The following is a 22,919-nucleotide window of genomic DNA, read 5'->3' as shown; positions in this document are numbered from 1 at the left end:
AGGGCAATTATTTTTTGTCTTTAACTTCTTCGAATTCAGCGTCTACAACGTTGTCATCTTTTTTCGCGTTGTCACCCGCGTCTGCTGCGCCAGACTGAGCCTGCTGTTGAGCAATTTCCAACAGTTTGGCGGAAGCCTGAACCAGAGCCTGAATTTTCGCTTCGATATCAGCTTTGTCTTCGCCTTTAGCCGCAGTTTCCAATGCAGTTACCGCGCTTTCAATGGCGGTTTTATCTTCTGCCGGCAGTTTGTCACCCGCTTCTTCTACTTGTTTACGAGTACCGTGAACAAGTTGATCTGCTTGGTTACGCGTCTGTACCAACTCTTCAAACTTACGATCAGATTCAGCGTTGGCTTCTGCGTCACGCACCATCTGTTGGATCTCTTCCTCATTCAAACCGGAAGAAGCCTTGATGGTGATCTGCTGTTCGCGGCCACTGTTTTTGTCTTTAGCAGAAACATGCAGAATACCGTCAGCATCAATGTCAAAAGTCACTTCAATCTGAGGCATACCACGAGGTGCCGGCTGAATACCATCGAGATTGAACTGCCCCAGAGATTTATTATCGTTAGAGCGTTTACGTTCACCCTGCAACACATGGATGGTTACCGCAGACTGGTTATCTTCTGCCGTAGAGAACACCTGGCTGTGTTTCGTTGGGATAGTGGTATTTTTCGTAATGAGAGAAGTCATTACGCCACCCATCGTTTCGATACCCAAAGACAGAGGTGTTACGTCCAGAAGCAATACGTCTTTCACATCACCAGCCAGAACACCGCCCTGTACCGCAGCACCTATCGCTACCGCTTCGTCAGGGTTCACATCTTTACGTGGTTCTTTACCGAAGAAGTCAGCAACCACTTTCTGCACCATTGGCATACGGGTCTGACCACCCACCAGAATCACATCTTGCACATCAGAAACTGACAGGCCAGCATCTTGCAATGCAACCCGTACAGGTTCCATAGAACGTTTAACCAAGTCTTCTACCAGTGATTCCAGTTTCGCACGGGTCACTTTGATGTTCATGTGCTTAGGACCAGTTGCATCCGCAGTAATGTACGGCAGGTTAACATCGGTCTGCTGTGCAGAAGAAAGCTCAATTTTTGCTTTTTCCGCCGCTTCTTTCAGACGTTGCATTGCCAGTGGATCATTACGCAGATCCATGCCCTGATCTTTCTTAAATTCGTCAACCAGATAGTTGATCATACGGCTGTCGAAGTCTTCACCACCCAAGTGAGTATCACCATTGGTTGCAAGAACTTCATAGGTTTTTTCGCCGTCAACTTCATCAATTTCGATAATAGAGATATCGAAAGTACCACCACCAAGGTCATAAACTGCGATAGTACGGTTACCTACTTCTCTGTCCAAGCCGTAAGCCAGTGCAGCCGCAGTAGGTTCGTTGATAATACGTTTTACTTCCAGACCTGCGATACGACCTGCGTCTTTTGTTGCCTGACGTTGAGCATCATTGAAATAAGCAGGTACAGTGATTACTGCTTCAGTTACCGGCTCACCCAGGTAGTCTTCAGCTGTTTTCTTCATTTTCTTCAGAACTTCAGCAGAAACCTGAGGAGGAGCCATTTTCTGGTCTTTCACTTCCAGCCATGCGTCACCGTTATCTGCCGCAATGATTTTGTATGGCATGATAGCGACATCGCGTTGTGCTTCATCGTCTTGGAAACGACGACCAATCAGACGCTTAATAGCAAACAGCGTATTTTGCGGGTTAGTAACAGCCTGACGTTTAGCCGGTTGACCAACCAAGGTTTCGCCATCCTGGGTATATGCAATAATGGAAGGAGTTGTACGATCACCTTCGCTGTTTTCCAGTACACGAGCTGTCGTGCCATCCATAATAGCTACACAAGAGTTGGTAGTTCCCAGGTCGATACCAATAATTTTACCCATCTAAACGCCTCCACAAGAAATTCATAATCAGTCAAGTTGCTAATCAATATGAGGATGGTTATCAGCTTTTCAACGGCACCTATTTTTATTGCCTCTATGCGATTCCTCACCTTTGCTTATATACATCAGCTGTATAGGACAGCGATTAGCAACTGCGGTTGATTATAAGATGGGGCCGTTAAAACCATCATCAAGGGGGGGAGTGAAAAAAAAACCTTTTTATTATTTCTCAGGTTATTGTTTCCTTGCTGACAGATCATTATGATTCGCCACCTTTGCTATTTATTACTTTTACGATTTTCTTTCAGAGGACTTATGAGCACTAATCAGTTGGCAAATCCCGGCCCTTTAGGTTTGATGGGTTTCGGCATGACAACCATTCTGCTTAACCTGCACAACGCAGGTTTCTTTCCACAGGCATCAGTTATCCTGAGCATGGGCATTTTTTATGGCGGTCTGGCCCAAATACTGGCGGGGCTTTTTGAATATAAGAAAGGCAATACTTTTGCCGCAACGGCTTTCACCTCTTATGGGCTGTTTTGGCTCAGTTTGGTCGGGTTATTGTTTCTGCCAAAAATGGGACTGGCAGAAGCCACCAGCAGTCAATATTTGGCGGTATACCTTGGCTTATGGGGTGTTTTTACTCTGTTTATGTTCTTTGGCACCTTCAAAACTAACCGCGTACTCCAGTTTATCTTTGGTGGCCTGACACTGTTATTCGCTTTGTTAGCCATTGGCAACTTTACCGGAAACACCGCTCTTCTGACGATTGCCGGTTATGAAGGAATAATTTGTGGTGCCACCGCATTTTATCTGGCAATGGCGGAAGTACTGAATGAACAGTATGGCCGCACTATTCTGCCTATCGGCGAGATAAAACAGTCATAAACCGCAGGTTGGAAGCGGGAAGGTTCTTCCATTCCCGCTTTCAATCCAGTAGAGCGTATTGCCATCTTAAAGCACCTGCCATTTCATTGCCTATAGGGTTTCAACCAGACTCGCACCATCCGTAGCCTGACACACATAAATGGTTTCTTTCAGACCTGTCGAGGCAAAATAGTGCTGTTCTACCGCAGCTTTAACGACATCAACTAATGTTTGTGGCACTAAAGCTACCACACAGCCACCAAATCCCCCTCCGGTCATTCTCACGCCACCTTGTTTACCGATAGCTTGCTTCACAATATCAACCAAGATATCAATTTCAGGTACGGTAATTTCAAAGTCATCACGCATTGACTGATGTGATTGTGTCATGAGTTCTGCTATTAATGGCATATCACCCCCTGCCATTAACGCTTTTGCTGCCAAAAGTGTACGCTCATTTTCTGTGATCACATGGCGTGCACGTTTAGCGACTACCCCATCAAGCTCAGAAATACGCTTTTTAAATTCATCCATTGTCACATCCCGCAAAGCTTTAACACCAAATAATGCCGCTGCTTGCTCACATTGAGTCCGACGTATATTATATTCACTATCAACCAATTCTCGTTTCTTATTTGAATTAATAATAATAACCGCTATATCTTTAGGCATAGACACAGCCTGAGTGGTTAAATGCCGGCAATCAATTAATAACGCATAATTATTTTTCCCTTCTGCTGAAATTAATTGATCCATAATGCCGCAATGACAACCCACAAATTCATTTTCCGCTTGCTGTCCATTTAGCGCAATTTCTGTTTGGCTAATGGTTAAGTGGTAAAGGGTTTTAAATGTTTGACCAATAGCCGTTTCCAATGCGGCCGATGAGCTTAATCCCGCGCCCTGCGGTACATTTCCAGTCACTACAATATCTGCCCCTTTAAATGCATATCCACGATGGAGCAGATACTTCACAACCCCTCGAATATAATTGGCCCACATTTTACTTTCGTGAAATATAATAGGTTGACTGATATCAAATTCATCTAATTGATTACCATAATCAATTGAAACAACACGAATAATATTGTCCTGCCGTTTCGCCGCAGCAACCACAACTTGGTAATTAATGGCACATGGTAATACGAAGCCATCATTATAATCAGTGTGCTCTCCAATCAAATTAACCCGACCTGGCGCTTGAATAATATGCGTCGGTGTATAATGGAATACTGAATTAAAAATATCTTTAGTGCAATTAATTAAAGTTTTCATTACGTTATTCTCAAATATAGCGTTAACCGCACGATACTTTCAATGAAATATCGCCACCGAGCATAATCACTTTTGCTCTTTATAATGCACGTCACTCAAAGCACGCAAAATTTGAGCTGATTGCTCTGCGGTTAAATCACGTTGCGTTTCAGCAAACATTTCATAACCCACCATGAATTTTCGCACGGTAGCAGACCGCAATAATGGCGGATAGAAAAGTGCATGTAATTGCCAATGTTCAATATCTGTATCTTGTTCAAAAAATGGGGCAAAATGCCAGCCCATAGAATAAGGAAAAGAACTTTGAAATAAATTGTCATAACGACTGGTGAGTTTTTTAAGTGCGACCGCTAAATCACCGCGTTGTTCATCTGTTAATTCATTCATACGACGAACATGAACTTTAGGTAACAACATGGTTTCATAGGGCCATGCTGCCCAATAAGGCACAACCGCCAACCAATGCATGGTATTAACCACGACTCGCTCACCATCAACTAATTCAGCCTGAACATAATCCACCAGTAAGTTAGAATTATGTTCCTGGTAATAAGCTCGCAACTGTTTATCTTTACGCTCAATTTCATTTGGCAAAAAACTATTTGCCCAGATTTGCCCATGCGGATGAGGCTGAGAACACCCCATTGTTTCTCCCTTATTCTCAAATAATTGCACCCAGAGATATTCTTTACCCAGTATTTCAATTTGTTCATTCCAGGTATCAATTAATTGACGAATTTGTTCAACAGACAATTCAGGCAATGTTTTACTGTGATCAGGAGAAAAACAGATCACGCGGCTTAATCCCCGTACTCCTTGCATTTTAAATAACGGGTGATGCGATTGTGGTACCTCAGGCGAATCTGGTATTAAAGCCGAAAAATCATTATTGAAAACAAACGTTGCTTGATAAGCAGGATTTTGCTCACCGGAAATACGCACGTTTGATGGACAAAGGAAACATTGCTCATCATAGTTTGGGATATCGTCTATTAATGACTGCTCATCTTGACCACTCCATGGCCGCTTCATTCGATGGGGAGAGACCAAAACCCATTGGCCGGTTAGAGGGTTATAACGACGATGGGGATGTTCAACAGGATTAAATTTAGACATAACAGTCTCGACTTTATTTATATTTTCCAACATCATTTGTGAAAATATTTGTTAATACTTGGACTGACCGCAGTGTAACAATGGGCCTCAATACCAATCTGAGATATCAATCACGCATACGAATAAAAGCAAGTATCAAGAATTGTATTTAATGATGACCTTGTAACTCTAAATTGCATCCCAACCAAATGGTAACGTTTACAATCCCATAACAAATAAACCCGTCATTTCCTCTTTGTCGAATCCTCTTTGGTAGCACAATGACCAATTATGCCCTGTAAATCATATTAGTGGCACGACTTATAGGAAAGCGTGACTTATAGTCCGTGGTTTGATAAGTAACATCGTTCGATACTTATCAGATGAAAAAGCCTAATACGATAAAATCTATTTTTGGACAAAGAGTTAGATATATCAGAGTGACATCTGGTATGTCTCAGGAAGCTTTTGCTGATAAATGTGGGCTTGATCGTACCTATATCAGCGGTATTGAACGTGGAGTCAGGAATCCCACGCTTGAAGTTATCAATGTCATCGCAAATGGTTTGCAGATCGAGTTGAAAGATCTGTTTGATTTTAGTGCGGAAAAAAAGAGTTAACTGATTTTATTTGCACATCGTTTTATTACCTTTTTGTTTTGTCATTTCCTTCTGGAAGATTTTATTTTTTTGCCAATTTCACCGAGTGATATAAAACATGTTGAGGTAGCTCATCTCGTTGATGAGCTACGCCATTTTGCTCTACAGCCACTTACCCTCTGTGTACCTCGAAGGCCATATCTCGGCAGGGTCGCAATCTAAAGCATCTGCAATGAGCTGCTGCCCTTTAGGCCAACGGCGTTGCAAGGTATTGGCAAGGGTCGATGAGGCTAACCCTGCCTTTCTTGAAACTGCGGCTAACGATGTTCCTCGTTTTTTTAGTGCTGCTATGATGTCTGCTGGGTGCCAGTCCTGATTTTTCACTATTAATCCTCCACGTTACGGATAACTTTGATATGAAAAGATAAATCGTTACATAGTAGACTATAAGTCACATATGATAACATAACTTACCGAGAAAAGTGACTTATAGTCCGTGGTCTGATAAGTAACATAATTCGATACTTATTAGATGAAAAAGCCAAATGCTGTAAAATCCATTTTTGGACAAAGAGTTAGGCATCTCAGACAGTCGTCTGGGATGTCTCAGGAAGCCTTTGCCGATAAATGTGGAATTGATCGTACCTATATCAGCGGCATTGAGCGGGGGATCAGAAATCCTACGCTTGAAATCATCAATATCATTGCAAGTGGTTTGCAAATTGAGCTAACAGAGCTGTTTGATTTCAGTGTAAAACCAAAAGGCTAGCTGTATCTTTCGCTTTATTTCTTGGGAGTTTTCTTATTTTTTGTTGGAATGAATGATGGTGTTAACTCTGAATGAAATTGAACAAACAGGTTAATGGTGATTGGCAAGTACGATTGAGGAAATGTCACGGTGAGTAAATTGCATAAAGGCATGAGTCAAGAAGCGTTCGAGAATGGTTATTTTTACGCAGTTGAACTGCGACAATTTGCTAAATCTTTGGGAATTACACCAGGTAATTTAAAAAAGAATGAGCTTGAGCTGCATATTCGGTCACGTTTATTTGGTTATTCTGGCGATTTACCGATTGTGATACCCAATAAAAGAGATCGTGCCGGTCGGGATTTACTCACCCTGAAAAGTTTGGTCATAAATTATGTGAGTGACAGGCAAAGGGAAAAAACAAGCGTTGGAAATATGGCAAGAGCTGAAAGAGAAAAACTTACCTAAAACGTACCTCGCTTATAAACAGAATAAATAATCAGCTGGGGCGTAGTTTATAGAGAGAGAATCAGGTTCTCCCTCTATAAATGGTTCTATTAGATATTGATGATTTGCTGGCTACCTTTCCGTTCAATTTTTATTGTCAGTTTACCCGATGGTGTCTCTGACAACTGATTACGAACATAGGTGATATCTTTAGGAAGGACCTTCTGACCATTGACTTCCAGTACAACATCACCGTTCTTCAAGCCAAATTTTTCAATATCTTTTGGCTCGTTGTAAAATATTTCTACTTTATTATTAAAATAGCGAACTGCAATCGTGCGCAGTAATTTACTATCATAACGGGTGAAATTCTTGGCGTTAAAACAGAGCAACATTTTATTGGGGATAAATAGATAGTCATCAAAACGAGAGAGGAAACTCATACCGAGATAGTATTGGTCATTTTTATTTTCGCTGACTCTCAGACGACCAACAGGCAGTTGTTGTAAATAAAAGCCGTCAATCAGGTACTCTTTGCTACTATCAAGTCCGCTGGCTGAGGCATATTTAACATTGATTCCTTCATAAATTTTATCTTTATGTTCTTTTTTCAGATATGTGATAAATTCCTGAGAAACATAGCTGTAATCGGCCCCGGTATCTACATTGAAAATGACATTAGAAACCTGGATTGCGGGAGATTTCCCGTAGCTGTCACTGTAAGGTTCACATTGCTGATAATTCAGGATTGAAGGTGCATGGTGCCATACTGTCAGGGTATGGTTCAAATTATTCACTTCCCAGTTTAATTGGCGGAAAGTATCAATCCCAAGGATACCATCCAGCTTCTGACCAATGGATTGATTGAAAAGATTCATATCAATGCCAATCCAGGGATCGGAAGCCGGAACACTATAATTACCGATGGTAAGAGCAAGCGGTTGCCATAATGTCAGATCATCTTTATGTAATCGTTTTTCACTGGTTGTAATTAATCCATCGGATAACATATGGTGGAATGTCACCGGTATGTTTGATTCTGGCGTGATTTGGGTCAGTGTCTTAGCCAGTTCATTGTCGATGAAGGTATAACTGGCCCCGGTATCCAGCAGGAATTGATATTTTTTACCGGAGATCGTGACAGGAACTATGATCGAGGTAGGTTGATGGATATTCAGTTTAGTAGAGAGTGCCGGCTTATTTTCTCCGGGAATATGGATTTTTCCTATATGACTACAGCCGGTGATCAGTGTCAGTAAACCAGCGGTAATAAGTGCTTGGCAGGTTATTTTTCCCTGTTTTTTCATAGGATTGGATTCCTTTTCTGTGGTGTGGAAGATGAAAGTCGATGGTTCAATAAAAGTTCAATATGGTGCAATGGAAGCAAATTAAGATGTAGCGGCATGGCGTGGTGCCAATACAGGTTAGCTTTGTTTCGAATATTATTATCCGCTTCTTTGCTAAAACCAAAGATAAACAACCACATCATTATACTTGGTTAACATAAAATTCAGTCAGTTACTGTGTAGTTACGATTATGGCGTCTGGCTTGTCGATATTCACGGTCTAAGGTAGCGTTGAAAGCCGTTTAGTATTAAGTCACGGCTTTAATTATGATTTTATGCTTGAAGTGATTTTCCACCTTAATTGCAGGTATCGCCAATGTTGTTCAACGCATCAATGACTAATTGCCAGAATCGTTGTTGATCGAGTTTTACCGCAACCTGGGTATGGCAATCTTCTGGTGGTGGAAAACGGAAATCCACCACGGTCATACCGACGGTTAAAGTACCGTTCAGTTCAATATTGACCGGCACTTTTTGTGTCGTCATCACCGTAGGATCGATCACATAAGCGACGGCACAAGGATCATGTATTGGAGGGCAATTGAAGCCGTGTTTCTCCTGATAACTTTTGCCGTAGAACTCCAGCATGTCCACGACAAACCGGGAAGCTTTGGTATTGATACGTGAAATCGCCTTGGTGATTTCTTGTGTGGCTCGTGCCTGATGTGTCAGATCCAGGCCAACCATCGTCAGCGGCCATTTTTCATTGAAAACAATATGTGCTGCTTCTGGATCAACTTTGATATTGAATTCTGCAACTGCACTTCTGTTAGCCGTGTGATATCCACCTCCCATTAAAACAACTTCTTTTACCCGCTCGACGATCTGTGGTGCTTTACGGACAGCGAGAGCAATATTGGTCAGACTGCCGACAGGAACCAGTGTTACTGTTTTGGGTGGATGAGACATGATGGTATCAATGATCAGATCCGTCGCGTGACGAGGATCAAGCGTCCGTGAGTGTTTCGGGATTTTCACGCCTCCCAGACCCGATTCGCCGTGAATATCCGGTGCTGTTTCGAGATCACGGACCAATGGGCGATGACAGCCTGCGGCAAAGGGCACCCCGTTAATACCGGCAATATGCGCTATCGCCAGCGCGTTACGAGTGACTTTATCCAATGTCTGATTACCGGCAACAGTGGTGACGGCTAATAGCTCAATATCAGGATTACCATGTGCCAGTAACATCGCAATGGCGTCATCATGTCCCGGATCGCAATCAAGAATAATTTTTTTGGTGGTCATTTTTACTCCTTACTAGAAAAAGTGATATAAAAAATGAGAATAATCCAGTTAAAAAATCTATTCCGTGATGAGATCTCAGGTCTGCGTGAGGGTGCTCATAAATAATTAATAAAATGCTTCATAATTGTGATTTTATTAGCATATAAACGAAAATTGAGTTGTATAACCAGTTTGAGTGTGATTCTTATATAGTTTCGCTATGGAATTGGCGGGCAATATCTACTTCGGATTTATTGTTAATCTCTTAATAATTGCGAGGACTGGAATGGATATTCATGTGGATAGATTGTCAGCAGTGATTGAATCTGTGGCAACCAGTGAATTTTATCCTAATTTACTTAGTTGGTTGGAACAATTTATTGCCTTTGATAACGCCATTGTCTATGCCTTTGAGCAAGACTCTCCTCCACGTTGTTTAAGTAAAGCAGAGAAGAAAAACAGCGATGCGGTAAACCAGATTTATCAACAGGGTGCTTATCTGCAAGATCCTTTCTATCAGGCTTTGATAAAGGGGGTTGAGACTGATCTGTTTACCTTACGGGAACTCGTGCCTACAGGATTTTATCATACTGATTACTATCTAAATTTTTATCGTAAGACCGGCTGGCGGGATGAAGCGGGCGTTTTGCTGAAACTCTCTCCTCAAAGGCAGCTTGGCCTGTTTTTTGGTAATGAAAATCAGCCATTTTTCATGCAAAAACAGCACCAGAAAAACCTGCAAACAGCGCTGGAAATTGTTCGCAGTGTCACCCGGTTACATGGTGAAATGGTGCAGCAAGCCTCTTCTGCTGACATGGTTTGTCTGGATACCCAGTCCCGTTATGCTTTGACGCCAAGGGAATGTGAGATTGTTGAATTAATATTGCAAGGTAAAGGCTCGCCACAGATTGCTGAAAAACTGTTTATCAGTACTGGAACGGTGAAAAACCACCGGAAAAATATTTATCAAAAACTGCAAATCAGATCACAAGCAGAGCTGTTTAGCCTGTTTTTGACGTCTCCTGTGCGTTATTTCGCTTGAGTCACAATTGTTAATACCGTGTTGCAAATATCCCTAAAGGGACATGGTGATGTGACTCCGCACTACAGATAATCCGGTGATTATGTCAGATGCTAACTGGGGTATCACATGAACAATAATATTGATTCATTAACTTATTATGCAACGACCAAGAAATATGATCTTCGTTTTCCGATATTAAAAGAAGATCTGGATGTGGATGTTGTCATTATCGGCGGTGGATTTTCCGGTATCAATACCGCGCTTGAACTGGCGGAAAAAGGCATCACCAATATTGCGATTCTGGAAGGGCGTCATCTTGGCTATGGTGGTACTGGCCGTAATGGTGGTCAGGTTATGGCGGGTATTGGTCATGACTTGGAAGTGATCAAACGACATGTTGGTGAAAAAGGGCTGGAGACGATCTTTAAGATCAGCAACCTCGGCGCGGGTATTATTCGTGATCGTATTGCGAAATATAACATTGATGCTGATCTCTGCCGTGGTTATGGCTATCTTGGTTTTAATCAGCGGCAGGAAAAAACGTTACGTGGCTGGTTGAAAGATTTCCAGGCGGTTTCTCCTGATGAAGAAATTGAGCTGTATACCGGCTCTGATGTGAAAAAAGTTGTGGGTTCTGATGTCTATACCTGCGCGTTGAAGCATATGGGGGGTGGGCATGTTCACTCCCTGAACCTGTTATTGGGTGAAGCTAAAGCCGCGACAGGACTTGGCGTAAAAATCTTTGAGAACAGCCAGGTGCTGAATGTTGAATATGGTTCTAGGGTGACGGTTCGTACCTCAATGGGATCTGTTCGCGCCAATAAAATGCTGTGGGCTTGTAACGGTTTCCTTAATGGCCTTGAGCCGTATATCTACAAGAAGACAATTAACACTTATGCCTTCCAGCTAATGACGGAAGAATTATCGGATGATTTGATCGAGAAAATCAGCCCAATCCGTGGTGCATACAGTGATATTCGTCCGGTTATCGATTACTACCGGGTGACTAACGAAAATCGCCTATTGTTCGGCAGTACAACGCCTTTCATTGAACACATTCCATCGGATTTGAAAGCCTGGAACCGCCATTTGATGCTGAAGGTTTTCCCCTATCTGAAAGATGTGAAAATTGAATTGGCATGGGGAGGACCATTATGTTGCAGCGCCAACCTGTTCCCGCAAATCGGCTCTTTGCCGCAGCATAATAATGTGTTCTACGTGCAGGGATATTCCGGCTTTGGGGTAACGCCAAGCCATATCGTTTGTAAGGTCCTGGCGGAGGGGATAAGTGAAGGATCTGAGCGTTATGACCTGATGAGCTCAATTCCTCATGCGAACATTATTGGCAAAGATACGTTACGACATCTGATGGTGTCGGCGGGTAAGATCTGGCATCAAACGTCAGGGTACTGGAAAGGCCGCCGTTAACTTATTGAGATTTTTGGTATCAATAGCGTTCACTGAACGATCTATAAATTCTTTTATTTGAAGCGAGAACATCATGATTAAATCTCTTTTATTGAACAAATCACTGCCTGAACTATTGGACATTGGTAGCGTAAGCAATCTGGGTTCTACCGTTGTGGAAGGTGATCCACAGGCAAGTATTGCAATGATATTTGGCGAACCGACTGATAACCTGACTTGCGGCATTTTCGCCTGTACCCGTGGCAAATTCAGTATGGTGTACCCGTTTGATGAGCATGCAACCGTTTCGGAAGGTTCGGTAAAACTGACCGATGTGAAAACCGGTGAGACAGTTGAATATCATCCGGGGGACTCCTGGTTTACCGCGAAAGGAACTGAAGTGCTGTGGGAAGTGACCGCAGACCGTTTTGTGAAGCATTATCTGGCTTGTGTTAAAGGTTAAAAAGCACCCGTTTGATCAGAGGTAAGTTAAGTAATGAGTGATATAACCCTGTTACAGCAGGTTACGGCCTTTCTGCAACGCAATCATGGTCATTATATTCATGGTCAGTTAGTCAGTGGTCAGGGGAATGAAACATTTTCCGTGGTGAACCCTGCGACTGATGAAGTTATTGCGACAGTGAATCAAGGTGGTGAAGCGGAAGTCAATGCAGCTATGCAAACGGCACATGCTGCATTTCATGGTGTGTGGGCGCAAACTTCACCTATGGAGCGTGGTAACTGCCTGAATCGTCTGGCAGATCTGTTACTGGTACATCGGGAAGAACTGGCGCAATTAGAAAGTGTTTGCTCTGGTAAAACGATCCAATTGTCCCGCATGCTGGAAATTGATTCTTCTGTTCAGTTCCTGCGTTATTTTGCCGGATGGTCAAGTAAGATCAGCGGTGAAACGCTGAATGTTTCTTTGCCCTCTTTTAAAGGTGAACAATACACGGCGTTTACCCGTCGTGAGCCGATTGGTGTTGTGGCAGGGATCATTCCGTGGAATTTCTCCATTATCGTTGCCATCTGGAAAATGGCGGCTGCACTGACCTGTGGTTGTACCATTGTGTTGAAACCAAGTGAATACACCCCGCTGACCATGCTCAGGGTGGCTGAATTGGCAAAAGAAGCGGGTATTCCTGATGGTGTCATCAATGTGGTTAATGGTTCAGGCTCAGTATTGGGTCCTGTGCTGATAAGTCATCCATTGTGTGCCAAAGTGACTTTCACTGGATCTGTGCCAACCGGTATTGCCGTGGGTAAATCAGCGATAGAGCAGGGATTGACCCGCGTCACGTTGGAGCTGGGTGGCAAAAACGGCGCAGCGTTTTTGGCAGATATGTCTGTTGAAAAGATCGTTGATGGTATTCTGGAAGCGGGTTATCTCAATCAAGGGCAAATTTGTGCTGCGGCTGAACGTTTCTATATTCCTGCCGGCCACATGGATGAAGTGCTGAAATTGTTGTCTGAAAGACTTGCTGCAATGAACATGGGTTCCCCGCTGGATGAATCAACGGAAATGGGACCGCTGGCGAACAAAGAGCACTATAACAAGATACTGTCCCTGTTTGACAAAGCTCGTCAGGAAGGCAGTGAAATTGTTTATGGTGGTTATGCTCTGGAAAGACCTGGTTGTTTTGTGGCGCCAACCGTTATTCGTGCTAACAGCCCGGAAGATTCGTTGATGAAGGAAGAGACATTTGGTCCTGTGGGCACTTTCCTTAGTTATAACGATGAGGAAGAGCTGATTGGGTTGATGAACAGCACGCCGTTTGGTTTAGCGGCGAGTTTATGGACCAATGATCTGGGCAAAGCTATGCGTATGATCCCACGTATTGAAGCCGGGACTGTTTGGGTTAATATGCATACATTCCTTGATCCGGCATTACCGTTCGGTGGTACGAAATCTTCAGGTATTGGCCGTGAATTCGGTAGCGCCTTTATTGAGCACTATACTGAATTGAAATCGGTTATGGTTCGTTATTGATTTTATTTCGGAATTAGAAAAAGGGTGGCCCCTGAGTAGTAAAAGGGGCAACCTATTTTGTTCAATATCAAGAAAATCAGAAAAAATACAGCGTTAAGCTTCTCTGGTGATTAATACCAGGTCTATCAACCGGGCAAGGTAACTAGGTTGAATAAAGCTTTAGTGATTTAGCTAATATAAAACCGGTTTCTAGCGAGATTATCGGCATCTTTTGTGACCTAAACTACATAAGACGAAAGAAAGATGGACAATCAAGCCCGTTGTCGGTTCACTGAAGGCAGCATTCTGTTACCGGAAGGCTATCAGGAACAGACGGTAAACATCCTCATCGCGCCCGAGGCCCCGGCGCTGAATATCTCGCGTGATCAGTTAATCGAAGGCGAAGATCTCCCCGGTTACCTCACCCGTCAAAAAGGTCTGTTGAAAAACGGTCTGCGCAACTGGCAATTATTGGAAGAGCAGCCCGCGACGCTGGGCGATAACTTGCGGCAGGGCACCGCGCTGCTTTCCCGTTATCGGCCCAAAAAAGGCCAACAAGTCTATCAATATCAGGCCGTAATTCCGGCTGGATGAGAAAAAAATGCTGATTTTCACCCTGTCATCCCCGCAGAAATTCACCGATGCTCAACGGCAGTGGCTGGATGACGGCCTGAAAAGTTTCCAGTTCTAGGGCGGGGACGTTATGCCAGAAGCTGCACGACTCGGAGACACGATAGGCCATGCCAGCGCCATGGCGGGACTGATGGTGGGAACCGTCATCGGTTCATTAATTTCAGCTGCCGGGGGGATTCTCGCCGGGGCCCTCTTTGTGGCCGGATTGGCCGCATCCTGTATCGGGGTGGGCGTTTTGCTGATTGGTGCCGCCATTGCGGTGGGCATGGCTGCGGGTTATTTAGGCGACATGGCGCGTGACTGGACGGCTCAGGGCCTGATGGCATGGCATCAGGATGCGCGGGGGTTGCGCTGTGATTACCAGTGGGAACAGGGCGAAGCGGGCCTGTGGCGGGTGATTGCGCAACAAACCAGTGAAGGGGCGGGCTATCGGCTGGAATCGGCCCTGTCATCAACCGACTATGATTTCAGGCAAAACCTGCGTTATGCGGGCCAATACTTTGACAACGAGACCGGGCTGCATTTTAATACGTTTAGGTATTATGCCCTGAATCCGCTGAGTTGGATCGATCCTTGGGAGTTGCTCCCAAGGCACCATTATCTTTGCCTGATGGCTATAAAGGACGAATAGATAGATTTAATGTTGGTAGTGGAACTTCATTTGAAATTCATGTATATGCTCCCAGCGGAAAAGAGGTTGGTATATATGGACCTGATGGTTTCTTTAATAAGCATGGAACTATCGCGAATGAGGTTAAAATTCCTAAAAATGTTTCTGATACATTAAAACGGTATTTCTGTTGATGAATTAAGAAAAATAGGAAAGCTTCCTCATAAAGGTATTTCTGGTAGCAGGAAATCTGTTAAGGAATATTCTGAAAAAATTAGAAATAATCGGCGTGCGGGATGTTAATGATTATTCTCATGGAGATTGGCTAATTGATGGAATATTATTATCAAGTGATAGTCTCTTAATGCATGAGATTATATTTACAGGCTCATATCTCCACCCAGTTCAGCCGCTTAACCAATTGAGCCAAGGCCAGCGCTTCAATGTGGGTTAATTGAATATTCTGCAAATGTTCAATCACCACTTTCATTTTATCCCCTCCCTTATCCCGCATTGTACTCAGCCAGCACCTCACACATCCGCAGCTTAATCTCCCGCAGCTAGGCTTGTTGGTATTTGCTGTTGCTGTGTAGCCTCACTGTCCGGGAATATTAGACCACAACAAACTGATAGCTTCGGGAAGTACGCTGCGGCTTTTTTTAACATGTCCCTCTCTTCGGTTATCCACTCAGTTCTTTCTGCAAGTCATTTTATATGACTCAGAGGTGTCTACGAAACCCGTGTCGATTCAACCCACAACCCTTTTGATTACCTGCCTGAAACTGATGGAAATCGATTTTGATGTAGAAACGGCCAATCAGCAGTGGTTAGTTTTTCATGGTTATAATTTCATTAAATGACTATTTACAGATTTTACTATTAGGCGTAGCATTGGGAGATTGATTGCTTTCTATACGATAGTTATCCGGTGTGAGTCATCTTAGTCACTTACTCCTTCTAAATTGCGTTGTTTTGGATGGTTATTCTCCATCTAATCAAGGTCAAGCAAACTGATGAACAATTATTTTTAATCTATCCAATGAAAGGAGCATAACAATACTTAACTCGTTATAGAACAATCTTTGAGTTCCTTTAGCACTAACTAAAGAGGAAAGACTATGAAAGGTCACAATAGATTATCGTTATTCACGCTTTTACTGTTCACTGCCAGCGCGGCGGCATTTTCGGTGCAGAACAATTGGCCCGGCACGAAAGTAGGCGAACCAACACCTAAAGTCAAAGGGATCCCCCAAGCTCTGGCAAGGAATCTGGCTAACTTTGACGACCTTGATTTCCGTGTCTACACAGACCAAAGATGGTGGGAGCTACATAAGAGCCATGCCATGGACATTATTGTTCACTATCCTGATGGTCATACTACTAAGGGCATTCGAAAGCATATTGAAGATCTGAAGTATATGTGGACATTTGCCCCTGATAACCGAATTACAGAGCACCCGGTACGGTTTGGTACTGCTGATGCGGAATGGACCGCTGTAACGGGGTTTGATGATGGGACATTTACGAAACCCATGGTTCTCGCGGATGGTAAGGTGATTCAACCTACAGGTAAGGCGTATCACCTCCCCATGGTAACACTTGGGCATTGGAACAAAAAAGGGGTGATGGATGAAGAGTATCTGTTCTGGGACGATGCTGAACTTATGAAACAGATAGGTGTTAGTAATTGATTCAACAACTTCGTACGGACTTGCTTAAGGGCGAGTCCGTAAATGTTGCAATGTACATGTTTGGGTTTTCCCCAATGGTGGTTGAGAGCATGATAACTTGCATGCGCAATTCTTTACAAAACCGGCTAGGCAGAAAAAGGCTTTGATCTGACAGTCAGCAAATGCATAAAAGTTTTCGATACTTCAAGTCTATTTCCCTCCCGTCAGATCGATGAAACTATCTGTGACATATGAAGCTTAGTCCGATAATGACCAAGCTGTCTCTTGTGCGACTTCTATTGGTCGGCCACCATGTTTTATGAGCTATCCGATCAATTACAAGTGTCGAGTAATAAACCCACAGGAAACCAGCTCGGTGCGGTTGGTGACTTTAGTTTTGGCAAAGATATTACGCAGGTGGGTTTTTACCGTAGACAGGGAAATATCAAGTACTTGAGCAATACGTTTGTTACTTGATCCTTCTCTTACCAGGTTAATAATTTCCTGCTCTTTCGCAGTCAGAATAGCCGGTGTTTCAGGTAGTAAATCTCTGGCGGCTAATTCAATTAGTGGCAAGATAGTACTGAGGCGGTTAAGGTCTTTTGGGGTAAATGGCATATCCTGTAATAGAGAAACACCGGCAATAATCCGGTTATGCTGGCGGATAAATATTTCCACAATGTCCTGTATGTTATTTGGCAACATAAATTCATGGTAATACTTATTATTCTTCGTAAGTGTTTGTTGATCCATGCCAACCATATTTATCCCATTTTGCTGATAATTGGCAGGTCTTAATGGATCTAAATGCTGGAAATGCGCCAGATAATTTTCATGTGTTGCGTCTGAAATACCGTACAGAATGTAATTCTCAGGGTGTAACTCATTGTTCACCAGATAGAATGCTGCTGCTGAGATAGGAACCAGATGGGCAATGGTGTTCAGGCAGCTACTGATTAAGGCATTTGCACGGCTTGCCGGGAGTACGGTAGACAAAAAAGTTCTCTCTTTAGAATGTACCTAACTGGATAAATCAATATCGATGATTAGTTAAATACTAATTAAAATGCAAAATTAACACAAAACAAACATATTAATAATGTGATGTAGATTGCAATAAACGAAATTTCCTAAGGTGATGGTAACTCACTAATAACACTATGTTGGTACATATCTGAAATAATTTCTTTATATATTAATAAACGGATCTGTTTTTTATTGATTGATATTTAAATGGTTATTTTTATTTTCCTCTATCTGTTTGTATTTTTCATCATACTTATTCAGTCACTCATCTCCCTTTGGATATCGTTCTTTAGGGCGATGGTCGGTATTCCCGTTCACTTTCTATAGTGTATTTACCCTCAATAAAGTTTACAAAAAATTTACATATGAACTGTTGTGAGCGTTATTTTTACGACTGGAATAAAAGGGAACATGATGAATATGTCAACACGGCTTACTTCGCACATTGAAAAGGGCGTGGTGGGGTTTCCTACCACACTGGCAAGCTCTGTCGGGGTTATCATGGCAAGCCCGGTTATTCTGACTGCGACAAGTGGTTTTGGCATCGGTGGTGATACGTTCGCCCTGGCAATGCTGATCAGTTTTATCATGATGCAGGCTCAGGTAACGACGTTTGCTGAGGCGGCAGCTATTTTGCCTACATCCGGCTCTGTCTATGATTATATCTCTTGTGGGATGGGACGGTTCTGGGCGATTACCGGCGCGCTTTCAGCTTACTTAATTGTCCATATTTTTGCTGGTACGGCAGAAACGATCCTGTCCGGCGTTATGACGTTAGTTAATTTTGAGAACCTCAATACGGTGATAGAAAGCCATAACGCGTCGTGGATGGTGGGGGTTGGGCTGGTTATCACATTCGGATTACTGAATGCGCTGGGTATTGAAGCGTTCGGTAAAGTCGAAATTGTGCTGACATTCTGCATGTGGAGCACGTTGGTTATTTTCAGTATTTGTGGGTTATTGATACCGTTTGCTGTGCCGCTGGAGAGTTGGTTTGGTGACGAGCTGAATCTGGGCGATCCATTGGCGGTACTGAGTCTGGTGGGTATGGCGATGTTTATGTTTGTCGGCTGTGAGCTGGTGACACCGATGGCGCCTGAAATTAAAAACTCGGCAAGAGTGATTCCGCGAGCAATGATGACGGGCTTGTGTGGCGTGGCTTTTTGTATGGGTATATATGGGGCGTCAATCAGTCATCAGGTAGAGAATGTGCTGGTGGATGCAGAAAATAATGTTCGTTTACTGGAAACACCAATGGCGATCCCTGCTTTTGCCGGTCAGGTGATGGGTGATTTTGGTAAATATTGGATTGGTATCGGATTATTACTGGCGGGAGCGGCAACGATTAATACCCTGATGGCGGCGGTGCCTCGTATTCTCTACGGTATGGCATTGGATGGCGCATTGCCGCGGATTTTCGCTTACCTGCATCCACGTTTTAAGACACCAATATTTGGGATTCTGGTTGCCGTAATGATCCCTTGTTTACATGCCTTTATTATTCAGGGTGATTTGAGCCGGATTATGCCGTTGGTGCTGGCTGCCGTATGTGCTTGGTGTGTGGCTTATTTGCTGGTGACATGTTCGGTGATATTACTGCGTATCCGCAGGCCTGATTTGCATCGTGCCTATAAATCACCGTTTTTCCCGTTACTTCAGATCATCTCCAGTGTGGGGATTATCCTGGCGATTATTCATATCACTCCGCCGGGAATGAACCCAAGTGAAGTGTATATTCCATTCGCCATCATATTGGGTCTGACTGCCTGCTATGCTCTATTCTGGACGTTATGTGTACAACGGGTGAATCCGTTTAAACCGGTACCCGTTGAGTTGGTGCTTTCGCATACTTTTGCTAAAGGTGAATTGCCGGAGGTGAAACTTGAGCCGCTTCGCTCCCTTGTCTGATCGTGTGTGGCGACGGTTGAATAAGCCCCGCTATCCTGCCGGCTATCAGGCCGGTGTTACCCTGAGCCGGTTGGAACAGAATCTTTCACCTTATTGTTGCGAGCGTTTATCAGCAAAAAGTATGCAAATCATTTTGCCTGATGGATTGCAGATTGAAGTTTATGAAAAGCCGAAGGCGTTATTTCTGGCTCACATTGTCAGTTGTTATTTTCGTTTACAGGGAATAACGTCACTTAAGGAAAAAATAGTTATTAAAGCCAAAGTTAAAGGGATATTTCGGCGAAAAACAGTGATTTATTATTGTTGTCATGGTGCAGAATTTGGGCAACAGGTTATTGATTTACTTAATCAGTATCCGTTAATTGGTGAAACGTTGGCGGAATTAGATTTTCGGGATCTCACATTGAATATTCATCAGGGGCAATGGCAGTTTGAGATGGAGCATTTTGCCGCTTCTGAGATTGTCAGCCGGTTGCCAGCCAGTCGTCGTTATTTACGCCTGACGGCTGAACAACGTCATCTGTTGCTCAGTACATTGCTGATGTTTAGTCAATTAATGGGAAAGCTTTAATTTAGGCAATTTCTCTGCATTGTGAATATCAGAAAAAACAGCAAGTTGAGTCTATACGTGAAATTTATTGGAACATATAAGCAATATGATGTGATGGACGCTAACACAATTGAGTCATAGTAAAGGACAAAATATCAAACTTACCCTTTAAATCATCAAGTAGGATTTAACCCATACGGGTATGTATATAATCCAGTAAATTTATATTCATCCTCATGATGAAAGAGGTATATCCACAATAAATCGTATTCCTATGTATAAACTAAGATAACGATCACAAATATTCAGGTAAATTTATTGAAATCTCTTATCGAATAATTATTATGCCAGCTAAACTTATATATAGTAGATGTAAAAATTTAGAATAATATAAATAGGAAAATTTAAATATCAGTTACCATTCCAGAATCTATCTAACATTTATTCAATTTCGGAGGAAATTATTATGTCCAGAACAGGTGAGCAATATATTGAGAGCTTGCGTGATGGAAGAACCATTTTTCTCAATGGAGAAAAGATCACTAATCACGTAGATCATCCTGCTTTTCGGAATGCAATCAGGAGTGTTGCTTCACTTTATGATTACCAGGCAGAACATGCTGATCGAATGACATTCAAAACGCCTGATGGTAAGAGCGTAGGATTATATTGGGAGCTTCCTGTTACCCGAGAGAAATTGATTGCCAGAGGTGAGGCAGCGTATGCTTGGGCAATGCAGAGTTGTGGCTGGTTAGGTCGAAGCCCAGATCATGTTTCTGCTGCTGTCACCGGCATGATAACTCACCTGGAATTATTTGAGGAATATTCCCCAGAAAGGGCAGAGGCATTAAGAAATTACTATTCATATGCTCGCGATAAAGATATTTATTTGGCTTTTACATTAGTTAACCCACAAGGCGATCGATCTAAAACGCCCAGTGAGCATATAAAAAACGTATTTCATACTCTTGGTGTGCTGGAGGAAAAACCGCAAGGGATCATTGTTCGAGGGGCAAAGATGTTAGGGACCGCAGCCGTCCTTGCAGAAGAGGTTTTTGTTGGTGTGTTCAATCCACTCAAAGAATTCGTTGATGATAAATATGCGTTGTCTTTTGCGTTACCGTTGAATACGAAAGGGATAAAAATTCTTTCCAGAAAGTCCTATGAAATGGGAAGCAATAAATTTGATTCTCCTTTATCACACCAATTTGACGAAAATGATGCTGTAGTTTATTTCGACGATGTTTTCGTTCCGTGGGAAAGAGTTTTTGTTTATAAAAATACGGGAATGTGTCGCGACCAATTCCAGGTAACTGCTGCTGATGTTTTAATGGATGTTCAAGGCATGGCACGGTATGCCGTTAAGCTGCATTTCTTGTCGGGTTTGGCCCATTCAGTGACTGAAGCCACTGGTGTCAATGAGTTTCCTGCTGTTCGAGAATCATTAGCTGAACTTGCGTGTTATGCCACTAATATGGAAGGACTCTTTCGGGGCTTGCTTAATAATCCTGATAGACATAATGAATACTATATTCCCAATCGATTACAACTATATGCTTGCCAGGTTGTACTACAGTCAATTTATCCAAAGGTAGTAGAAAACATCAGAAAACTCTCAGGAGGTGGTGTGATTATGTTACCGTCAAGTTATGTTGACTTGGCAAACCCAGAAATCCGTGACTTAATAGAAAAAACGCAATATTCAACCTCATTAGCACCGATTGAACGAGTGAAATTATTGAAATTAGTGTGGGATGCCATTGGCTCTGAGTTTGCATCACGTCATACTCAATATGAAATGTTCTATTCTGGCGCGCATTTTGTTGCTCTGTCTCGTCTTTATGATAAATATGATTGGGATTTTGCCAAGAGTATGAGCAGAGGGATTTTAGATTCTATTGATGTGAGCTAAATTCTGTATTTAATTCCAGATGCAGTTAATCGTCTTAATTTTTATAAAATTTTAAGATGCGGGATGAAATATATCCCGTTTCTTTGCTAAAGATGCGTCGTTTAATTGCTTAAAAAGCAGATTCTATCAAAATTATCTCAATGCGCTGAATTATTCATATATCTATCCGTGCATTTTGCTAGAGAATTAATTTCTCTGAAATATTTTCACATATTTATCTTCGTATAGAAAAGTCAGCACACAATTTATGCTATTGATAATAGTAATCTCAGGCAGGAAAATGCCAGTTGGCAGTAATGTGTTCAGTATGTCTGGTTCATATTGGTGGGCACCGAAGGGAGGAGAGCCGGAATGGTTGATTCGTGAGTTTGCTAAAGTGAAGAAAAAACCATTTCATTTTTATCTACAGGCGGGTTTGTTTGAAGTCAGCCGGGGTGATCGGGAGAGCATTTTGCCTAATAACCGCCACATGAAAAAAACGTTATTGCAGAAGGGTTATCCGGTTGAATCCAGTGAAGTCTCCAGTGGTCACAATTATATCTCATGGTGTGAGACGCTTTATCACCGAACACCGTCGTTGGTAACAAAATAGTAAATTGGATCTATTTTCTTCACATAATTGTCACATAGTTTATTTAGTATCCCTTTATCAGACTTAAAGATGATTTTTACTCCGATTGTTTTCTCATTA

General features: G+C 42.7%; 21 protein-coding genes and 1 pseudogene. 15 read left to right on the top strand and 7 right to left on the bottom strand.

Annotation, left to right across the window (positions count from 1 at the left end; translation table 11 throughout):
• Nucleotides 1–7 precede the first annotated feature (7 nt).
• Nucleotides 8–1,915 (bottom strand): molecular chaperone DnaK, encoded by a 1,908-nt coding sequence (gene dnaK, locus ACGF7G_RS00245; protein ID WP_387462782.1) that lies wholly within the window; start codon nucleotides 1,913–1,915, stop codon nucleotides 8–10.
• 315 nt (nucleotides 1,916–2,230) lie between these two features.
• On the opposite strand from dnaK, the gene satP reads away from it, so the two are divergent.
• The gene (satP, locus tag ACGF7G_RS00240; RefSeq protein WP_387462781.1) at nucleotides 2,231–2,803 is read left to right on the top strand and encodes an acetate uptake transporter; all 573 of its coding nucleotides are present in this window, start codon (nucleotides 2,231–2,233) and stop codon (nucleotides 2,801–2,803) included.
• 90 nt (nucleotides 2,804–2,893) lie between these two features.
• On the opposite strand, the gene galK is transcribed toward satP, so the two are convergent.
• Together galK and ACGF7G_RS00230 are read right to left on the bottom strand one after the other, a co-directional pair.
• Entirely contained in the window at nucleotides 2,894–4,057 is a 1,164-nt protein-coding gene (gene galK, locus ACGF7G_RS00235; protein ID WP_387462779.1) for a galactokinase, read from the bottom strand.
• 66 nt (nucleotides 4,058–4,123) lie between these two features.
• Nucleotides 4,124–5,173 carry a UDP-glucose--hexose-1-phosphate uridylyltransferase gene (locus ACGF7G_RS00230; RefSeq protein ID WP_387462778.1) on the bottom strand — a complete coding sequence of 350 codons (1,050 nt, stop codon included), beginning with the start codon at nucleotides 5,171–5,173 and terminating at the stop codon, nucleotides 4,124–4,126.
• A gap of 362 nt (nucleotides 5,174–5,535) precedes the next feature.
• Here ACGF7G_RS00230 and xreR1 point away from each other — a divergent pair, with 362 nt between their 5' ends.
• Entirely contained in the window at nucleotides 5,536–5,772 is a 237-nt protein-coding gene (xreR1, locus tag ACGF7G_RS00225; RefSeq protein WP_133813667.1) for a cell morphology transcriptional regulator XreR1, read from the top strand.
• A gap of 141 nt (nucleotides 5,773–5,913) precedes the next feature.
• On the opposite strand, the gene xreR2 is transcribed toward xreR1, so the two are convergent.
• Entirely contained in the window at nucleotides 5,914–6,135 is a 222-nt protein-coding gene (xreR2, locus tag ACGF7G_RS00220) for a cell morphology transcriptional regulator XreR2 (protein ID WP_133813666.1), read from the bottom strand.
• A gap of 148 nt (nucleotides 6,136–6,283) precedes the next feature.
• Here xreR2 and ACGF7G_RS00215 point away from each other — a divergent pair, with 148 nt between their 5' ends.
• Nucleotides 6,284–6,520, top strand: coding sequence for a helix-turn-helix domain-containing protein (locus ACGF7G_RS00215; RefSeq protein WP_387462777.1), 237 nt, complete (start codon nucleotides 6,284–6,286; stop codon nucleotides 6,518–6,520).
• 129 nt (nucleotides 6,521–6,649) lie between these two features.
• Complete coding sequence (locus ACGF7G_RS00210; RefSeq protein WP_387462776.1) at nucleotides 6,650–6,967, top strand: hypothetical protein; 318 nt, start codon at nucleotides 6,650–6,652, stop codon at nucleotides 6,965–6,967.
• A gap of 89 nt (nucleotides 6,968–7,056) precedes the next feature.
• On the opposite strand, the gene ACGF7G_RS00205 is transcribed toward ACGF7G_RS00210, so the two are convergent.
• Both ACGF7G_RS00205 and ACGF7G_RS00200 read right to left on the bottom strand, forming a co-directional pair.
• On the bottom strand, nucleotides 7,057–8,253 hold the full coding sequence (locus tag ACGF7G_RS00205; RefSeq protein ID WP_387462775.1) for an aspartyl protease family protein: 1,197 nt from the start codon (nucleotides 8,251–8,253) through the stop codon (nucleotides 7,057–7,059).
• Between the two features lie 336 nt (nucleotides 8,254–8,589).
• Nucleotides 8,590–9,540 carry a nucleoside hydrolase gene (locus ACGF7G_RS00200; protein WP_387462774.1) on the bottom strand — a complete coding sequence of 317 codons (951 nt, stop codon included), beginning with the start codon at nucleotides 9,538–9,540 and terminating at the stop codon, nucleotides 8,590–8,592.
• Between the two features lie 265 nt (nucleotides 9,541–9,805).
• Here ACGF7G_RS00200 and ACGF7G_RS00195 point away from each other — a divergent pair, with 265 nt between their 5' ends.
• The 7 genes and pseudogenes from ACGF7G_RS00195 (at nucleotide 9,806) to ACGF7G_RS00165 (ending at nucleotide 16,853) form a co-directional block, all read left to right on the top strand.
• Nucleotides 9,806–10,561: a helix-turn-helix transcriptional regulator gene (locus tag ACGF7G_RS00195; RefSeq protein ID WP_387462773.1), complete on the top strand. Its 756-nt coding sequence runs from the start codon at nucleotides 9,806–9,808 to the stop codon at nucleotides 10,559–10,561.
• A 108-nt stretch (nucleotides 10,562–10,669) separates the two neighbouring features.
• Nucleotides 10,670–11,971, top strand: coding sequence for an NAD(P)/FAD-dependent oxidoreductase (locus tag ACGF7G_RS00190; protein WP_387462772.1), 1,302 nt, complete (start codon nucleotides 10,670–10,672; stop codon nucleotides 11,969–11,971).
• A gap of 73 nt (nucleotides 11,972–12,044) precedes the next feature.
• Nucleotides 12,045–12,413: a cupin domain-containing protein gene (locus ACGF7G_RS00185; RefSeq protein ID WP_387462771.1), complete on the top strand. Its 369-nt coding sequence runs from the start codon at nucleotides 12,045–12,047 to the stop codon at nucleotides 12,411–12,413.
• Between the two features lie 33 nt (nucleotides 12,414–12,446).
• Entirely contained in the window at nucleotides 12,447–13,940 is a 1,494-nt protein-coding gene (locus ACGF7G_RS00180; RefSeq protein WP_133813659.1) for an aldehyde dehydrogenase family protein, read from the top strand.
• Between the two features lie 243 nt (nucleotides 13,941–14,183).
• Nucleotides 14,184–14,513 (top strand): DcrB-related protein, encoded by a 330-nt coding sequence (locus ACGF7G_RS00175; RefSeq protein ID WP_387462770.1) that lies wholly within the window; start codon nucleotides 14,184–14,186, stop codon nucleotides 14,511–14,513.
• Between the two features lie 109 nt (nucleotides 14,514–14,622).
• Nucleotides 14,623–14,853 (top strand): annotated as a pseudogene (locus tag ACGF7G_RS00170) (hypothetical protein); the annotation flags it as partial.
• A 1,427-nt stretch (nucleotides 14,854–16,280) separates the two neighbouring features.
• Nucleotides 16,281–16,853 carry a hypothetical protein gene (locus tag ACGF7G_RS00165; protein WP_387462769.1) on the top strand — a complete coding sequence of 191 codons (573 nt, stop codon included), beginning with the start codon at nucleotides 16,281–16,283 and terminating at the stop codon, nucleotides 16,851–16,853.
• A gap of 315 nt (nucleotides 16,854–17,168) precedes the next feature.
• Here ACGF7G_RS00165 and ACGF7G_RS00160 read toward each other — a convergent pair whose 3' ends face one another.
• A complete protein-coding gene (locus ACGF7G_RS00160; RefSeq protein WP_387462768.1) occupies nucleotides 17,169–17,828 on the bottom strand; it encodes a response regulator transcription factor in 660 nt (219 codons plus the stop codon).
• A gap of 444 nt (nucleotides 17,829–18,272) precedes the next feature.
• On the opposite strand from ACGF7G_RS00160, the gene ACGF7G_RS00155 reads away from it, so the two are divergent.
• The 4 genes from ACGF7G_RS00155 to ACGF7G_RS00140 all read left to right on the top strand — a co-directional run bounded on the left by ACGF7G_RS00155 (nucleotide 18,273) and on the right by ACGF7G_RS00140 (nucleotide 22,820).
• Complete coding sequence (locus ACGF7G_RS00155; protein ID WP_387462766.1) at nucleotides 18,273–19,766, top strand: APC family permease; 1,494 nt, start codon at nucleotides 18,273–18,275, stop codon at nucleotides 19,764–19,766.
• The gene (locus ACGF7G_RS00150) at nucleotides 19,741–20,337 is read left to right on the top strand and encodes a DUF3156 family protein (protein ID WP_387462765.1); all 597 of its coding nucleotides are present in this window, start codon (nucleotides 19,741–19,743) and stop codon (nucleotides 20,335–20,337) included. The genes ACGF7G_RS00155 and ACGF7G_RS00150 overlap by 26 nt, the downstream gene beginning before the upstream one ends.
• A gap of 445 nt (nucleotides 20,338–20,782) precedes the next feature.
• On the top strand, nucleotides 20,783–22,228 hold the full coding sequence (locus tag ACGF7G_RS00145; protein ID WP_387462764.1) for a 4-hydroxyphenylacetate 3-hydroxylase family protein: 1,446 nt from the start codon (nucleotides 20,783–20,785) through the stop codon (nucleotides 22,226–22,228).
• A gap of 280 nt (nucleotides 22,229–22,508) precedes the next feature.
• Complete coding sequence (locus ACGF7G_RS00140) at nucleotides 22,509–22,820, top strand: hypothetical protein (RefSeq protein ID WP_387462762.1); 312 nt, start codon at nucleotides 22,509–22,511, stop codon at nucleotides 22,818–22,820.
• Nucleotides 22,821–22,919 lie beyond the last annotated feature (99 nt).

This window comes from Photorhabdus sp. RM323S (genome assembly GCF_042879375.1).
In the GTDB taxonomy this organism is placed as follows: domain Bacteria; phylum Pseudomonadota; class Gammaproteobacteria; order Enterobacterales; family Enterobacteriaceae; genus Photorhabdus; species Photorhabdus tasmaniensis.
This window is presented reverse-complemented; position numbering and strand designations above follow the sequence as displayed.

Coding starts and splice junctions, on each gene's coding strand:
- ACGF7G_RS00205 (WP_387462775.1), bottom strand. CDS start 8,253: ATGAAAAAACAGGGAAAAATAACCTGCCAAGCACTTATTACCGCTGGT.
- satP (WP_387462781.1), top strand. CDS start 2,231: ATGAGCACTAATCAGTTGGCAAATCCCGGCCCTTTAGGTTTGATGGGT.
- ACGF7G_RS00145 (WP_387462764.1), top strand. CDS start 20,783: ATGTCCAGAACAGGTGAGCAATATATTGAGAGCTTGCGTGATGGAAGA.
- ACGF7G_RS00165 (WP_387462769.1), top strand. CDS start 16,281: ATGAAAGGTCACAATAGATTATCGTTATTCACGCTTTTACTGTTCACT.
- ACGF7G_RS00175 (WP_387462770.1), top strand. CDS start 14,184: ATGGACAATCAAGCCCGTTGTCGGTTCACTGAAGGCAGCATTCTGTTA.
- ACGF7G_RS00190 (WP_387462772.1), top strand. CDS start 10,670: ATGAACAATAATATTGATTCATTAACTTATTATGCAACGACCAAGAAA.
- ACGF7G_RS00230 (WP_387462778.1), bottom strand. CDS start 5,173: ATGTCTAAATTTAATCCTGTTGAACATCCCCATCGTCGTTATAACCCT.
- ACGF7G_RS00185 (WP_387462771.1), top strand. CDS start 12,045: ATGATTAAATCTCTTTTATTGAACAAATCACTGCCTGAACTATTGGAC.
- galK (WP_387462779.1), bottom strand. CDS start 4,057: ATGAAAACTTTAATTAATTGCACTAAAGATATTTTTAATTCAGTATTC.
- xreR1 (WP_133813667.1), top strand. CDS start 5,536: ATGAAAAAGCCTAATACGATAAAATCTATTTTTGGACAAAGAGTTAGA.
- ACGF7G_RS00215 (WP_387462777.1), top strand. CDS start 6,284: ATGAAAAAGCCAAATGCTGTAAAATCCATTTTTGGACAAAGAGTTAGG.
- ACGF7G_RS00155 (WP_387462766.1), top strand. CDS start 18,273: ATGAATATGTCAACACGGCTTACTTCGCACATTGAAAAGGGCGTGGTG.
- dnaK (WP_387462782.1), bottom strand. CDS start 1,915: ATGGGTAAAATTATTGGTATCGACCTGGGAACTACCAACTCTTGTGTA.
- ACGF7G_RS00180 (WP_133813659.1), top strand. CDS start 12,447: ATGAGTGATATAACCCTGTTACAGCAGGTTACGGCCTTTCTGCAACGC.
- ACGF7G_RS00200 (WP_387462774.1), bottom strand. CDS start 9,540: ATGACCACCAAAAAAATTATTCTTGATTGCGATCCGGGACATGATGAC.
- ACGF7G_RS00140 (WP_387462762.1), top strand. CDS start 22,509: ATGCCAGTTGGCAGTAATGTGTTCAGTATGTCTGGTTCATATTGGTGG.
- ACGF7G_RS00195 (WP_387462773.1), top strand. CDS start 9,806: ATGGATATTCATGTGGATAGATTGTCAGCAGTGATTGAATCTGTGGCA.